Annotated in this window: 13 protein-coding genes and 1 pseudogene; 12 read left to right on the forward strand and 2 right to left on the reverse strand. The window is 63.5% G+C overall.

Going from position 1 to position 15,058, the window contains the following annotated elements; all coding sequences use genetic code 11:
* Positions 1-482 precede the first annotated feature (482 nt).
* The 9 genes from NJE57_RS03845 to NJE57_RS03885 all read left to right on the forward strand — a co-directional run bounded on the left by NJE57_RS03845 (position 483) and on the right by NJE57_RS03885 (position 9,949).
* On the forward strand, positions 483-749 hold the full coding sequence (locus tag NJE57_RS03845; protein WP_003862069.1) for an SHOCT domain-containing protein: 267 nt from the start codon (positions 483-485) through the stop codon (positions 747-749).
* Entirely contained in the window at positions 746-2,227 is a 1,482-nt protein-coding gene (locus tag NJE57_RS03850) for a multicopper oxidase family protein (protein WP_319026997.1), read from the forward strand. The genes NJE57_RS03845 and NJE57_RS03850 overlap by 4 nt, the downstream gene beginning before the upstream one ends.
* Positions 2,228-2,292: 65 nt before the next feature.
* Positions 2,293-3,594 carry an APC family permease gene (locus NJE57_RS03855; RefSeq protein WP_096905123.1) on the forward strand — a complete coding sequence of 434 codons (1,302 nt, stop codon included), beginning with the start codon at positions 2,293-2,295 and terminating at the stop codon, positions 3,592-3,594.
* Positions 3,595-3,830: 236 nt separating this feature from the next.
* On the forward strand, positions 3,831-4,073 hold the full coding sequence (locus NJE57_RS03860) for a DUF2892 domain-containing protein (protein ID WP_076599981.1): 243 nt from the start codon (positions 3,831-3,833) through the stop codon (positions 4,071-4,073).
* 179 nt (positions 4,074-4,252) lie between these two features.
* On the forward strand, positions 4,253-4,381 hold the full coding sequence (locus NJE57_RS03865; protein ID WP_256385638.1) for a hypothetical protein: 129 nt from the start codon (positions 4,253-4,255) through the stop codon (positions 4,379-4,381).
* Positions 4,382-4,498: 117 nt separating this feature from the next.
* Positions 4,499-4,816 carry a heavy-metal-associated domain-containing protein gene (locus NJE57_RS03870; protein ID WP_119193468.1) on the forward strand — a complete coding sequence of 106 codons (318 nt, stop codon included), beginning with the start codon at positions 4,499-4,501 and terminating at the stop codon, positions 4,814-4,816.
* Between the two features lie 106 nt (positions 4,817-4,922).
* Positions 4,923-7,934, forward strand: a complete 3,012-nt coding sequence (locus NJE57_RS03875; protein ID WP_319026998.1) for a heavy metal translocating P-type ATPase — start codon at positions 4,923-4,925, stop codon at positions 7,932-7,934.
* A 153-nt stretch (positions 7,935-8,087) separates the two neighbouring features.
* Complete coding sequence (locus tag NJE57_RS03880) at positions 8,088-9,026, forward strand: cation diffusion facilitator family transporter (RefSeq protein WP_096907173.1); 939 nt, start codon at positions 8,088-8,090, stop codon at positions 9,024-9,026.
* Positions 9,023-9,949 (forward strand): DMT family transporter, encoded by a 927-nt coding sequence (locus NJE57_RS03885; protein WP_067717485.1) that lies wholly within the window; start codon positions 9,023-9,025, stop codon positions 9,947-9,949. Before NJE57_RS03880 ends, NJE57_RS03885 begins: the two co-directional genes overlap by 4 nt.
* A 49-nt stretch (positions 9,950-9,998) precedes the next feature.
* Here the strand turns inward: NJE57_RS03885 and NJE57_RS03890 are convergent, their stop codons facing one another.
* Both NJE57_RS03890 and NJE57_RS03895 read right to left on the reverse strand, forming a co-directional pair.
* Positions 9,999-11,519 carry an ABC transporter permease gene (locus NJE57_RS03890; protein ID WP_096907172.1) on the reverse strand — a complete coding sequence of 507 codons (1,521 nt, stop codon included), beginning with the start codon at positions 11,517-11,519 and terminating at the stop codon, positions 9,999-10,001.
* Positions 11,516-12,199 carry an ATP-binding cassette domain-containing protein gene (locus NJE57_RS03895; protein WP_096907171.1) on the reverse strand — a complete coding sequence of 228 codons (684 nt, stop codon included), beginning with the start codon at positions 12,197-12,199 and terminating at the stop codon, positions 11,516-11,518. The genes NJE57_RS03890 and NJE57_RS03895 overlap by 4 nt, the downstream gene beginning before the upstream one ends.
* Before the next feature lie 739 nt (positions 12,200-12,938).
* Here NJE57_RS03895 and NJE57_RS03900 point away from each other — a divergent pair.
* The 3 genes and pseudogenes from NJE57_RS03900 (at position 12,939) to NJE57_RS03910 (ending at position 15,004) form a co-directional block, all read left to right on the forward strand.
* Positions 12,939-13,862 (forward strand): DMT family transporter, encoded by a 924-nt coding sequence (locus tag NJE57_RS03900; RefSeq protein WP_319026999.1) that lies wholly within the window; start codon positions 12,939-12,941, stop codon positions 13,860-13,862.
* Between the two features lie 129 nt (positions 13,863-13,991).
* Positions 13,992-14,417, forward strand: a pseudogene (locus tag NJE57_RS03905) (L,D-transpeptidase); the annotation flags it as partial.
* Positions 14,418-14,794: 377 nt separating this feature from the next.
* Positions 14,795-15,004 carry a heavy-metal-associated domain-containing protein gene (locus NJE57_RS03910; protein ID WP_007625927.1) on the forward strand — a complete coding sequence of 70 codons (210 nt, stop codon included), beginning with the start codon at positions 14,795-14,797 and terminating at the stop codon, positions 15,002-15,004.
* Positions 15,005-15,058 lie beyond the last annotated feature (54 nt).

A 15,058-nucleotide genomic window follows, 5' to 3' on the forward strand; every position in this document is an offset into this window, starting at 1 on the left:
CACACAAATACGCGGGCGTACCGGCCAATGTGGAACTCGACCGGAAGACAGGGGCGCGGTATGGAGTGGGCGAGTGTAACCGTGGTGGCCATTGGCCTGGGCGTGTTCTGGGCCAGCGTGCTCTGCCTCATTGTCGCCCTGACAGGGACCGCTCCCCAGGCGTGAGACACCCAGGGACCAATCGATGGGTGAGCCGGGTTCAACCACCTACCCCACATACCCCATAGGGGTATAATTGGAGGTGTTCCAGTGAGCACCAGCAACGAATATGAAGAGGAGAAGATGTCTATCCAGCCTCGCAGTAACCTTCCGTTGGAAGCGATCGCTGAATCCTGCACGTGCTGCTCCACACCCAGACCCTCGGTGCCGATGCCGATCCACGGTCTCCAGACCGACCGCCACGCCCCGCACCCGGCGCCACCACCCCCCAGACACCGGCGGGCCACACGCTCGGGACTGAGAAGTAGCGAAGGACGATCGCGATGATGTGGAACAACGGGATGGGTTCGGGAATGGGCTGGATGTGGATCTTCTGGCTCTTGGTCATTCTGGGCACGGTGGTGGTCACCGTCGTCCTGGCGAAAGCGTTCACCGGCGGCCGGGGCCAGACCGGAGGGCATGAGCATGTCAAAACCGGGGAACGCCCGCGCCAGCCGCGAGAGATCCTGGACGAACGCTACGCCCGTGGAGAGCTAACCACCGAGGAGTACCGGGAGCGACTACACACTCTGGGCGAGGGACGGCAGTGAGCGAGCTGACCCGACGGCAGCTCCTCGCACTGGGTTTGGCAGGGGCCGGCACCGCCGCCGTGGGCGGGGCCGGCCTGTGGTGGACCGTCAGTGAGGGCAACACCACGAACAGTGGTGGCTTCTCCGACGGTGGTGACGACCTTCTCGAGCCGGACGTGGTGGCCAGTCGGGACGGTGTGCTCGATCTGGAGTTGGTCGCCGCCCCCGCCCGGGTCAAGATCGGCGGGCGAAACGCAAACGTGCAGGCGTTCAACGGCACACTCCCAGGCCCCACCCTGCGCGTTCGGGGCGGAGACACGATCCGAGTGGCGATTGCCAACGAACTCGACACCCCGACCAACCTGCACGTACACGGGTTGCACGTCTCCCCCGAGGGCAATGGCGACAACCCCTTCGTCAGCATCTCCCCCGGCGAGTCCTTCGACTACGAAATCGTCCTGCCAAACGACCACCCGCCCGGGACTTTCTGGTACCACCCCCACCACCACGGCCATGTCGCTGACCAACTGGCGGCCGGACTCTACGGAGCGATCGTTGTTGAGGACCCCGAGCCGGTCCCGGTGTCCCGTGAGCGCACCTTGGTCGTCTCCGACATCACCCTCGACGGCACTGGCAACCCGGCTGCCGCGTCCCCGCCCGAGAAGATGATGGGCCGTCAAGGCGAGATAGTGATGGTCAACGGCCAGGTTCGGCCCCGGGCCACCGCTTCGCCGGGAGAGCGAGAGCAGTGGCGGATCGTCAACGCCTGCCCGTCCCGCTACCTGCGCCTGACCCTGGATGGTCAGTCTCTGCGCCTGCTCGGCCGTGACACCGGCCGCCTACCCGAACCTGTCGACCTCACCGAGGTGACGCTGGCTCCCGGAAACAGAGTCGAACTCCTGGTGGACGCTCGCCAGGGCACCTCCACTCTGCTCAGCATCCCGGTGGACCGCGGCGCCATGCCTGGCATGATGGGCGGACCCATGGCCGGTGCGTTCCCGGCGGACGACGAGCCGATCGGTCTGCTCACGCTGGACGTGACTGGGCCCCCGGCGGACGAACCCGATCCCGTGCCCGCAGGACCGGCCCTGCGGGACCTGCGCACCGCACCGGTAACTGCCCGTCGAACCCTGGAATTCGCCATGGGCATGGGCATGGGCCGTGGGATGCGCGGAGCCGAATCGATGATGTCGTTCACCATCAACGGCCGACAGTTCGACGCCGACCGAAACGACATCACGGTCCGCGCCAGAACTGTGGAGGAATGGACCCTGACCAACACCAGCCCCATGGACCACCCAATGCACCTGCACGTGTGGCCCATGCAAGTCCTCGACGACGGCGAGTCACCCACCTGGCAGGACGTGGTCAACATTCCGGCCTTCGGCCGCGTCACCATCCGCGTGGCCTTCGACGACATCGTCGGCAGCACCGTCTACCACTGTCACATCCTCGACCACGAGGACCTCGGCATGATGGGCACGATCCTGGCCCGCTGAACTCGGCGCACCCGACCGCAAGCACACCGCCAACCCCGCCCGACGAGAAGAAAGTACGGTACCGCATGGATCGCAGCGCCCAGTCCTCGAACTCACTGACCCTCACTGGATCCGTTGCGCTCGGGACGGGGGTGATGATCGGGGCGGGCATTTTCGCCCTGGTAGGGCAGGTCGCCGAGCTGGCCGGGGGGTGGATGCCGTGGGCCTTCCTTGCCGGGGCAGTGGTGGTGGCCTTCAGCTCCTACTCCTACATCCGCTACTCAGCCACCAACCCTTCCTCGGGCGGAATCGCGATGCAACTCAAAGCCGCGTATGGACCCGGGGTCGTGGCTGGCTCGGTTTCGCTGTTCATGTACGTGTCGATGATCCTCGCCGAGTCCCTTCTCGGCCGAACCTTCGGTACCTACATGCTGCGACCGTTCGGGATGCAGGACTCCGACGTGTGGGTCCCGGTGCTGGCCGTCCTCGCCATCGCCGGCGCCGCACTGGTGAACCTGGTGGGCAACCAACTAGTGGAGCGCTCTGCCACGGTCACCGCAGCGCTCAAGATCGTCGGCATCGCGGTGCTGGCGATCGCGGGAATCCTCGCCGCGGGACTCTCCTCCCTGCCCCGGCTCATTACCGCCGCTGGACGCACGCCACCAGACCAGGGATGGGTGGGCTTTCTCGCCGGTGTCACCCTATGCATCCTGGCGTACAAGGGGTTCACCACGATCACCAACCACGGCGGGGATCTGAAGAACCCCAAGCGCAATATCGGCCGCTCAATCATTATTTCCATCGCCCTGTGCACGGCGCTCTATCTATTGATCACCGTCGCAGTCACTGCGAGCCTGACCGTGCCAGAGATCATCGAGGCCCGCGACTACGCACTGGCCGAAGCAGCCCAGCCGATGTTCGGCGACTGGGGCATGAGAATAACCGTGCTTATCGCGGTGGTCGCCACACTGTCTGGACTGATCGCGAGCCTATTCTCAGTCTCGAAGCTCTACGACATGCTCCGAGAAATGGGCCAAGCCCCGGGCCTGCCCGGCCGGCCAGGACATCAGTCGCTCTACATCACCGCCGGGCTGGCGATCGTGATGGCCGCCTTCTTCGACCTCTCCCAGATCGCCTCCCTTGGCGCTATCTTGTATTTGGCCATGGACATTGCCATCCACTTCGGGATCATCCGCCGTCTCAAAAACGACGTCGCCGCCAACTCCTGGATCCCGTTGCTCGCGATCATCCTTGACCTCGCGGTACTGGTGCCCTTCCTGCTCACCAAGAGCCAATCGGACCCGTTCACCCTCGTCATCACCGCGCTAGTGGCCCTAGCCATCGTCCTCGCCCAGTGGCTCGCCGTGCGACACCACCAACACCAGTGAGAACACAGAGCACACCAGAGACTCCAACCAACCCAGCGCGATTCAGGCCGCACGACGCGCGTCCGCTGAGCGCGTTGAGGCGCGCATCTCCCCACACTTGTGGCACACGCCGTACCGGCTTCACCGAACCTTCACGTGAAGGACAGTTCGTCCTTCACAAACACTTGGCAGATTGGGGGTGTACCGATCAATGGTCCCGTGCACTCGGGGCTGGATCGAGCACCCAGGAGGAAACGATGCAGGCGAGATGGAGTATCAACATCACCCCTATCGAAAGGGGCGCTCGCATCGTGTTGGGTCTTCTCGGTGTCGTTGGCGGAGGAATTCTGCTCAGCCAGGCGGACTCCACGGGCGCGGTGATCGTGGAGCTGTTGTTGATCGTGGCTGGTCTGGACCTGATCGTCACTGGTGGGACCGGGCACTGTCCACTGTACAAAAAATTGGGCCGCCTCCCGCTTCGGAAAGGACACCCCTCATGAGCGAGCAATCACCCCAGGAGCGACGGCGCCAGCCACTAGACGCGCCCCCTGATCAGCCCCCCGTTGCGGGGTCGGCTTCCCCCTACAGCGATGGGCCTCTGGAAGAGCACTACCCGCCCGAGCCCTCGAAGCCCGGACGCTCCGGTCATCGTTGGATGATGCTCGCGTGTTGTGTCCCGATGCTCGTTCTTGTCGGGGTCCTGCTGGTGACCGGGGTCGCAGGCACCGGAGTGATCGTGTTTGGCGCGCTGTGCGTGGCGATGATGGGCCTGATGATGTTCGCAATGCCCGGTGGCCACGGCCATTAACCCGCCACTACACGCTCCTGGGATCCAATCGGCTCAGCATTGAACCGACCAGGAGCGAGCACGACGCGATTTCCAAGGCTGGAGGACACCGAGATGGCTGCAGCGGCCACTAGCACGATGAGTTACACCGTCAGGGGACTGACCTGCGGTGAGTGCATCGCGCGAATGATCGAGCATCTATGGGGGCTACCCGAAGTCGAGGGGGTGTCAGTCGACCTCATCAAAGACGGGCAGTCCGTCATCACGATCAGATCTTCTCCCGAAAACAGCCTGGCGCAGACCCTCACCGCGGTCGAACAGGTGGGTTTTGAGCTGACCGGCCGAATGGAGCTGACCGGGCATTGGCCGGGCCTACACGGTGCGTTGCATCCCGACGAAATGACCCGACGAACCAGGCTGCAAAAGCTCGGTCTCGTGGAAGGTGACAGACGATGAACAGTAGCGGTGTCATGATCTTGCTGGCTGCGCTCACCTTGACCGGATTCATACTTTGGTACTTCTTCGGCACCAGGAAAGTTCGCCGGGCCGAACTCGAGGGGGCGTGCAGGTCGTCAAAGTCACGGTCAAGGGCGGATACAGCCCGGACCTGATTGAGGTCTCCCCCGGGGTGCCGGTGCGGCTGCTGTTCGACAGGCAAGAAAGCGGTGAGTGCTCGTCACGGGTACTGTTCCCCGACTTCAAAATTAACCAGACTCTGCCCGCGTTCGAGACCACGTCGGTGGAGTTCGTCCCCGATCACCCCGGCGAGTACAGCTTTGCGTGCGGGATGAACATGCTTCACGGCAAGCTCGTGGTCGTGGGTGACCCGCCTTCGCCGGAGACTTGTGGGTCCTCGGCCGCCACCCATTTGGCCGCGACCGCGCCGAACGCAACCGAGACGAGAGGATCCGACGCCACCGCCACCGCAGCCTGGGCCCGGGTGCAGGACGGTGTTCAGGTGGTCACGATGCAGGTACGGGGTGGATTCGAGCCGCACGTGGTGCGAGTGCGGCCGGGGATCCCAGTGCGGGTACAGGTGGACCGACAGGAGGACTCGTCCTGTTCCGCTCGCCTGGTCATCGCCGATCTTGACGTGAACCGCGCGTTGGCCGCGTTCGGACAGACCACGATCGACCTGCCTGCCCTGTCTCCCGGTGCTCACGAGCTTACCTGCGGAATGGGCATGCTCCACGGCCAGATCCTAGTCAGCGATAAGGCCGACGACCGGGACTCGGCGACCCCGGTACAGGCGGGGTCGGTGGCTGACCCGTTCGACGGGCATGCCTCGGGCCCGGCTAAAGACCACGGGGATGTCGAAGGGCGGGAGCGCGCCGCCGAGATCTCCGACCTGTGGCGTCGAGTGGCGCTCGGGGCGATCCTCACGACCCCGGTCGTGTTCGCGGTGATGCTCACCGAGTTCTTCTCGGTGTCCTGGATGCCACAGGTGCTGCTGGAGCCCTGGGCGCAGTTCGCGTTGATCACGCCGGTGATGTTCTACGCGGGCTGGCCCATCCACCGCACGGGGTGGATGGCTCTGTCGCACCGCACAGCAGACATGAACTCCCTGATCACCCTGGGCACGTTGGCGGCTTACGGGTACTCACTCGTGGTGACGCTCGTTCCGTCGCAGCTGCCGGTCGATGTCCGGGAGGTCTATTACGAAGCGGTCGGGGTGATCCTCACCCTGATCCTGCTGGGGCGTCTGCTGGAGACGAAGGCGAAGGCCGGTACCGGAGAAGCGATTCGTACTCTGATCGGACTTCAGCCCAAGACCGCGCGCGTGATCCGTGGCGGCGAGGAGCTCGAGATTTCTATCCAGGACGTCGTGGCCGGGGATGTGGTCGTAGTCCGGCCGGGGGAGAAACTCCCGGTGGACGGCCAGGTACTCGAGGGCGGCTCGGCGGTGGATGAGTCCATGGTGACGGGCGAGCCGATCCCGGTGACCAAGACGGCTGGGGACCTGGTCATCGGGGCGACGATCAACCAGACCGGCTCCTTCCGCTACACCGCCACCAGGGTCGGCGCGGACACCATGCTCTCCCAGATCATCACCCTGGTCCGCCAGGCCCAGGGGTCTAAGGCGCCCATCCAACGCCTGGTGGACCTGGTCTCTAGCTACTTCGTACCGGCCGTGATCGTGGTCGCGATCTGGACGTTCGCGGCTTGGAGCGTGCTCGGTCCAGCCCCCATGTTCATTTTCGCGTTGGTTGCGGCAGTGTCGGTGCTCATCATCGCGTGTCCCTGCGCATTGGGGCTGGCGACGCCGTTGTCCATCACTGTCGGCACAGGCAAGGCCGCTTCGGCTGGCATCTTGATCCGCTCGGCAGAGGCACTCGAGACTGCGCAGAAGCTCGATATCGTGGTGTTGGACAAGACCGGCACGATCACCAAGGGCCAACCGGCGTTGACCGACGTGCTGCCCGCCGACGGCTTCGAACCTTTGGAGGTCCTCGCACTGGTAGCTGCGGTGGAGCGCTTCTCCGAGCACCCACTGGCCGCGGCGATCGTCGCAGGTGCCCGAGACCAGCAGGTGACCGTGGCCGAGGCCTTCGAGTTCGACTCCATCACTGGCCAAGGCGTAAGGGCGTTGGTCGGGGGCCGGACAGTCCTGGTTGGCAACCGACGCCTGTTGACCACCGAGGGCGTCGATGCCGAGGTGTTGAGTGCTGACGTCGAGCAACTGGCCGGGGACGGTAAGACCCCTATGCTAGTTGCCGTGGACGCTCGACCCGCTGGCGTCGTCGCGGTTGCCGACACTCTCAAGGAGGGCTCGATCGCGGCCATCGCCGCCATGCGGGCCCGCGGCATCGAGGTAGTGATGATGACCGGGGACAATCGGGCCACCGCCGCGGCCATCGCCCGCCAAGTCGGCATCACTCGAGTGGTCGCCGAGGTCATGCCCGAGCACAAGGCCGCTGAAGTTAAGCGACTGCAAGCAGAGGGCAAGGTTGTGGGCATGGTCGGCGACGGCATCAACGATGCCCCAGCCTTAGCCCAAGCCGACGTCGGTTCAGCGATCGGCACCGGCACCGACGTGGCCATCGAGTCCTCAGACATCACTTTAATATCCGGGGCGTTGTCAGGCCTGGTCATCGCCGTGGACCTGTCCCGAGCCACGATGCGCAACATCAAGCAGAATCTGGTCTTCGCTTTCCTCTACAACGGTCTCGGTATCCCGATCGCTGCGGGCGTACTGTATCCGTTCTTCGGGCTCAGACTCAGCCCGATGATTGCCGCTGCGGCGATGGCATTGTCCTCCCTGTCGGTCGTGGTCAACGCCAACCGACTCCGGGGCTTCACTGCCGAACGGGCCGCTGATGACACCGCGGTGTCGCTCGCCTCCGAACCTGTGGTGGAAGTCGGCGACGACCGCCACGATCCTGGATCAGAGCCAACTCCCCATGCCACTGACCCGGTATGCGGCATGAGCGTGGACCCGGCCTTTGCCACTGCCAGCGCCACCCACGAGGGCCACACCTACTACTTCTGTTCCGGCCACTGCGCGAGAGTATTCGACACCCGACCCACAGACTTCGCCGCCACCACCGAGCGAGGAAGCGCCCCGCCGCAATGACCTCCACCAGAGATGCTCTCCTCCAGACGCGAGCACTAACTCGCACTGACCCGATCAGATCCTCAATTTCGACCATATTTCGCCCTGCCGGTTGCTCCCGGTGGGGATGAGCAATCACACCAGAACTGACCTTGCGGTCAGGAGGAGGGGTTCATGACTCACGGACACGGAGGCCACAGTTACACGGACGGTGCGCGCGGCCCTGGGTGGGGACTGGCCATCTCGGCGTGGCTGACGGGAATTTACTTCTTCATTGAAATTAGCATCGGGTTATGGACCGGTTCGGTCGCGGTGATCTCAGATGCCTTCCACACTTTCTCGGCCGTCGGTGGCGTACTGGTGGCCATCATTGCTGCGCGGCTCGCTCGCCGGCCAGCAGATGAAGACCGCAGCTTCGGCTGGTATCGCGCGGAAATTGTCGGCGCATTGGTCAACGGCGGTTTCCTGCTGGTGATGGCGCTGGTAGTGATCGTGATGGGCGGGATGCGGCTAACTGCCCCGATCGACCTGTCCACTACGCCGATGTTGTGGGCAGCCGCGGGCGGTTTGCTCACTGAAGTCATCTCGTTGGGTCTGATATGGAAACAAAGTCGCACTGATCTGAACGTCCGCGGCGCACTGTGGCACATTCTTCAGACCTTTGTGGGCAGCCTCCTGATCATCGTCACCGCACTCGTGATCCGCTTTACCGGTTTCTTGCTGATCGACCCACTCTTGGGCATTGCTTTCGGTGTGGTATTGCTGTGGGCGAGCTGGGGCATCTTGCGGGATGCTGCCCATCTACTGATGGCGGGCACACCGACCGACCTCAGCCTTCCCGAGATCACGGCAGCACTGGAGGACACCGAGGGGGTCCAAGGGGTGCACCACGTTCACGCGTCAGCACTGACCAGCGGACGCTATATCTTCTCCGGACACCTTCGAGTGGTCGAGGGCGCCGATCCACAAACCGTCCTGCAAACAGCCTCCACTGTGCTCGAAAACAAGTTCGGGTTCTTCTTCACCACCTTGCAAGTGGAGACCGGCCACCTTGATGAGGCTGGCGCCGAAGCGATCGACATCACGCGGCCCGCGCCGAAAAATAGAACATGAAGGCGCTACTGCTGCTGGCTTTGATCACCGTGTCTGAAGCGACTATCGGCGTATTTGTCAAGCTTAGCGACGGGTTGATTCCCGTCCAGACGCTGACGTTTTACGCGATGGCCTTCGCGGCGGTGTTTCTGTTCATTGCGCGGGCACTGGCGAGCCGGGAATGGCCCCGGTTCCCGCGCGGGAACGTAAAGGACACGGTCATCATCGGCGCGCTGATCGCGGCCCAGGGCGGAGTGTTCAACTACGCCATGACGTTGGTGCCCATCGCCAATGCGGTGATATTCTGGAGTATTGCCCCGTTCTTCGTGTTCATTTTTTCTGCACTGTTTCTTGGCGAGAAGGCGCACAAGCGCTACATCGGGATTTTCGTCATTGCGTTGGCCGGTATCGCCGTGGCTAACCCGCTCAGCGGCGGTCACACCCTGGGCAATCTTGTGGCGTTGGCAACCGGGGCGATCTATGCGGCGATGATCACCTACATGCGTTATGAGGGCAAGACCGAGACGGGTAACGACATAGCCTGGTCGCTCCTGGCCGCGGCACTGGTGCTGTCGCCCTCGCTGCTGCTCGTCGGGCCCGGCAAGGTCTCAGCCACAATCTCCTATCCCGGGCTAGGTATCTCCGTGCCGGTGATGCTTTGGGTGGGGGGTCTGGGCGTGATTTCCACAGGATTCGCCTATTTCGGCATCTCCATCGTTTTGAAAGTTCTCAACGCCAATGTTTACTCGCTGGTCGATATCATTGTCTCCCCTGTGGTAGCCACGACATTGGGGTATCTGGTCTTCGCCGAAGTTCCGGCGCGGAGCACGATTTACGGGGCTGTACTGCTGCTCGGCGCCGGATTCTGGTTGACACGGGAGATGTCGCGGGGGGCAGAAAATCGAGCCGCGCACCCCTGTCAAATTGCCTCCCACCACACTTGAGAGTCCAGGGGTTCGTGCACGAGGTGAACCACGACGTCGTCTTCGACGTTTAGCTGGCTGTCCTCAGTGGGGTGCGGCCCGGTGCGGCAATCCGGTGGAACACCATGGCTGCCGCGAGCGTGATCCCAGCTAGCCAGCCAAGGGCCAGTAACGCCCCGGCGGTCTCGTCGAAACTGGGGGTGAACGCTGCGTCGGTCAAGACGCGAACAGCTCCATGGGAGGGCATCCAAGTCGCCCAGTCGGGTGGGGCGGCGTCGAACATGATGTTCTGGGCCAACCCGACATCAAGGAAAGGCAGCATGAACATCAAGTACAGGCCGCCCAGGCGCCCGACTATAGGTCCGATCAGCACTCCGAGCATGGCGTAGGTCAGGGCAACCGCCAGGGTCGCGAGCGCGAACGCCACCCACGAACGCGGTTGGAAGCTGAAGCTGGTCACGCCCAGGGAGACTGCGCTGACCAACACTGCGGCCAAGAGGATCACCCCGAGACGAGCCGCGAGCACCTCTGCGGTGCGGTAGCCGGCCACAACGAGTCGCCGGTCGGCCTCGAGTGATCCGAGCACGACGAACAGGCCAGCCAGGCCGGCCAGGAAGGCCACGGTGATCGGCACCATGATCGCTCCGTGCACATCGATCATCGAGACAATGGCGATCGTGTCCTGGCCGCGCTCGGTGAGTGCAACGGGGGTGGGCTGATCAGGGGTGATGGCGATCGACAGAGAGATGAAAAAGAAGGGAAGACCGACAAGCAGAACCCACAGTGCGACGTTGCGTCGATACTCGCGCCAGGCGAACCGCGACGCCACCCGTGTGCGCCCCCAGGTCGACTCGGGTGCACGACGACTGGTGCGGCGGTGGCCGGTAGTCAACACGAGGACACCGAACGCGAGCACCAGCCCGCCAAGGGTCCAGACCGCTGCGGCGCCAAGGTCACTGAGCGGGCCCGCGTGGCCAGTGCTGGCATCGAGCATCACCAACGTCGGAAAGTGTGAAGGGAACACGCGGGTAATCCATGAGTCGGACGGACCCATCGCCGGTCCGAGGAATACATCGAACATCCACACGAAGACGATCACCAAAGAGCCGTTGACTTCGGAGCGCACTAGCGCACCCACCGCTGTGCCGAGTCCCAGGTATATGAGGGCAAACATGACGGTGGCTGTCACTGTGCGGCCCACGTCAACGATGTCGGTACGAAGCGCCAGCGCCAGAAGTGAACCGGCAACCGCCACGCCCGCCAACGCCAGAGACGACGCCAGCCTGGCCAGCACGACCCTCGTCGGGGAGGAATCCGTGGCAGCCAGTCGTCGATCTGCCTGACGGGACCCGCTGACGTGGAAGAACCCCGCCACGCCAGCCAGAAATGCTGAGGCCCAGCCGGCGGTCACCGCCTCCAACTGTCCGAGGCTGGCTTGCCCACCCAGGATCCGGGCGAACTCGGCAATCGTGTCCGCTGTCAAGGTCACAAACACCAGGGGCACGACGCCCAGTAGCACCAAATTTATTGGACGGCGGGCATACTCGACCAGATACCGCCACGTCAACGACACAGTGAATGGGGTCGTCATCGTAAGATCGTCCTGCCGTCGACCAGGTCGTAGATGCGGTCGAAGCGCTCGGCGTCAGTGATGAAATGGCTGATGATCAACAGACTGCGCCCGGACTCGCGCCGGTCTCGGGTCAACTGCCAGAACCGCTGGTAGGTGTCCCAGTCGAACCCGGCGTAGGGCTCATCCAGTAGCAGCAGGTCAGGGTCCGGAAGCAGCGCCAAGCCGAGGTTGAGCTTGGCCCGAGTCCCCCCGGACAGCGCCTCAACGCGAGCGTGCCTCCACGCGACAAAGCCCAACGTGGTGTAGATGTCGTCTTTGGACCGCTCGATCTCGTCGTCGTCCATGCGGTAGGCCCGACCGAACAGGTCGAAGTGCTCGTCGCAGGTCAGCCTCTCGTACAGGATCGGCTCCTGCGGACAGAATCCGATGGGCCCAGTGTGGCTAATGGTGCCGCTATCTCGGGGTAAAGCACCCACTAAAATTTTCATCAGAGTTGATTTCCCCGACCCATTTTCGCCCACTAGACCCACGATCTCGCCAGGTCGAAGCTCGATGTCCGCGCCGCGCAGCACGCGTCGGGTGCGCCGTCGTGGCCACCACCCGGTTCGGTAGGACTTAGCCACACCGTGAGCGGCCAACACCACCGTCTCCCCAATAGGGCTTTCAGGCAGGCCGGTAATTGGATCCTGGTCCGTCACATCTGCTCCTCATTCAAATACTGGGAATGATCTCGCAAAAAGATGAAGTTTGGAGTCACCTCCGATGAAGGTTCAATAAACATTCTGAAAGAGCACTCCGGGATTATGGCGGTGGCATTCTTCACATTCATACTTTGAGGGAGGCTCTGCCCAACTCCGGCCGTAACACCGCATACAGTCACATTGGATGCGAGCTAGAAAATCGCGGGCCACCCACCGCGGCGAGGAGGCTACCGATGTCCGACAGAACAGAAGAGGCGATGACCTTCCAGGCAGTGCATACATGGATCGCGTCCTCTCCCGCCGCCGGTGCAGCCACCGCTGCCGAAGTAGGGGTCACCGACGCGATGAGGTGCTCTGAGCTACACCACACCCTGGTGAGGTTGCCCCTCGGTCGCGGTACGGGTGGCACAAATCGGCAGAATTCCCACTGGGCAGGCAAGGACCACCCGCTCGCCGGCCTGCCCGCCAGCGGGCTCGTCGATCCGCTCGTCAACCTATTGCTTCGCTCGCAGCTCCTTGCGTGGGCCAAACCCAGCGGGCTCTTCGCGACCCTTCCCCTTGAAAGCGTCACCTCTCCCCTCCCGCGCCGATTGAGTTCTTGTAGCTCAAGACCCCCGGACCGGATGGCCAGCCCGAGCGACAAATCGGCAGACAGTCAACCGCGGGGGCGTCGATGACCTCCCCGCGAGCCGAAGGCGGATCCCCTGCGTTAACCGGCAAACCGTCCCCGCTTCGGATGTTATGGATCACCGCCGCCCTGGCTGCCTGCTTCCTCGGTATCAAATGGGGACTGCGCGATGCGCCGCTGCTGTGGTTTGCGGCCCTGCGGGCGCTACTTGGCGGTGGCGCCCTGGCTCTCGTCGCCCTCTTTCAGCGACGACAGATTCCGTCCTCTTTCACAGCGTGGGCAAAGATCACGGCCCTCGGGTTGGTCAACGTCACGTTTGCCTTCGCCGCAATGTTCGCTGGCGTCGCCGGGCTGTCCACCGGGGTCGCGGCAGTACTGGCCAACGCCCAACCATTGCTGATCTTGCTGCCCGCTTGGTGGCTGTTCGGGGAACGAATCACGGCACGGACCGGGCTGGCCCTGGGAACAGGGTTCGCCGGACTGCTTATCGTCTCGATACCCGGAGGCGGCGGATCAGGAGCGCTACTCTCGCTACTCGCGGCCGCAGCAGTAACCGCGGGCACGCTGATGGTGCGCGGTTTGGCAGACCTCGACGTCGTGGTGCTCAGCGCTGCCCACTTTTTGATCGGGGGGCTAGTACTGGCCGGGGTCGCCCTCACCGTGGAAGGCCCCCCGGCCATTAGCTGGACCCCGCGGTTCGTGATCGTGTTGGCATTCCTCGGCCTGGTGGCGACCGCAGCGACCACTCTGGCCTGGTTCGTAGAGGCTCAACGCTCACGGCTGTCCTCCCTGACGGTGTGGATGTTCCTGATCCCCGTGTTCGGTCTGCTGATCGGGATAGTGGTCCTCGGCGAACGACCGACTGCCTGGACTGGGGCAGGCATCGCTCTCGTGCTGGCTAGCATGTGGGAGGCGCTCACCAAGCAGCCCTTCCCCCACGCTGGCCCGCCGGGCCACCTGAATTCCCCCGGCCCCGATTACTCGCCCCCCGCCGCGAAAAGGGCCGGCCCGCGGGGTACTACCCGGCGGTGAGCTGGTTCAGCACTTGCTCTGAAATGTGGCGGAGGGAATATCCACGCCTATGGAACTGTGAAAGGTGACCCCGGTGCACACCAGGCATGACCGAGGTTAGTGGCAGGCGCTGGTAGCCCGGATCAAATCAATGGCGAGGTCGTCAGCAGTAGCCCGGTCTCACTAGGAAAGGCATCGACACCCACCCCGAACGGCACCTACTACATCGGCGACCGATACGAATCGCTCATCATGGATTCATCGACGTTTGGTGTGCCGGTCGACTCGGCCGACGGCTACCGGCTTTCAGTCAACTGGGCCACCCAGATGTCCTACAGCGGGATCTACGTCCATGCCGCCCCATGGTCCGTTGAACAACAGGGCTTCACCAACGTCAGTAACGGCTGTATCAATGTCACCGACGCCTACGCCAAGTCGTTCCAGAACAGCAGCAACCGGGGCGACGTGGTCAAGGTCATCAATACCGTCGGACCGACGCTTCCCGGGACCGACGGGCTGGGCGACTGGAACATCCCGTGGGAAACCTGGCGTGCTGGAAATGCCGACCTAGCCTAAGAGGCCCTCGGCCAGGGTTCCGAACAATTGGTTGCGGATACAGACATGGCCGGGTGTTGGCCTGCGTTAATACGCGTCGCCCGTCTCTATGACGAACTGCTCGACTGCGGCGGCAAGGGCCTGGTTCGCGCTGCACCGCCAGCACGGTGAGCTCGTCTCCGCGCTTCCAAAGACCTTGCCGCCACGGCTCTTGCGCCCGCCTACTGGTCAATCCATACGGCGTCCGGGCGATCAGAGTGCAGGCGGAGTGAGCCGCGGACACAAGCGAACATCACCCTTGACCAATACCCCTACGGGGTATAGGTTCATTGGTGTTCGGATTGATCCGAGCCATCGGATGTCTCAACGAACTACACCCGTCAACGGAAGGAGCCGTCATGGCTACCAGCACCAAGGAGTACACCGTCCAGGGCATGACCTGCGGACACTGTGAGTCGTCAGTCAAGGAGGAAGTCGGCGAAATCGCGGGCGTCTCCATGGTGGAGGCCTCGAGCAAGACCGGAACGGTGTCGGTCTCCGGCGAGGGCTTCACCGACGAGCAGGTCGTCGCCGCCGTCAAGGAAGCCGGCTACACCGTCACCTCTTGACGCGAAGCGATCTCGCCAGCCCCAGCAGCTGGCGAGATCCCTGGCCCCGAGCAC

Origin of the sequence: Dietzia sp. PP-33 (assembly GCF_033790845.1) — a bacterium.
GTDB lineage: Bacteria > Actinomycetota > Actinomycetes > Mycobacteriales > Mycobacteriaceae > Dietzia.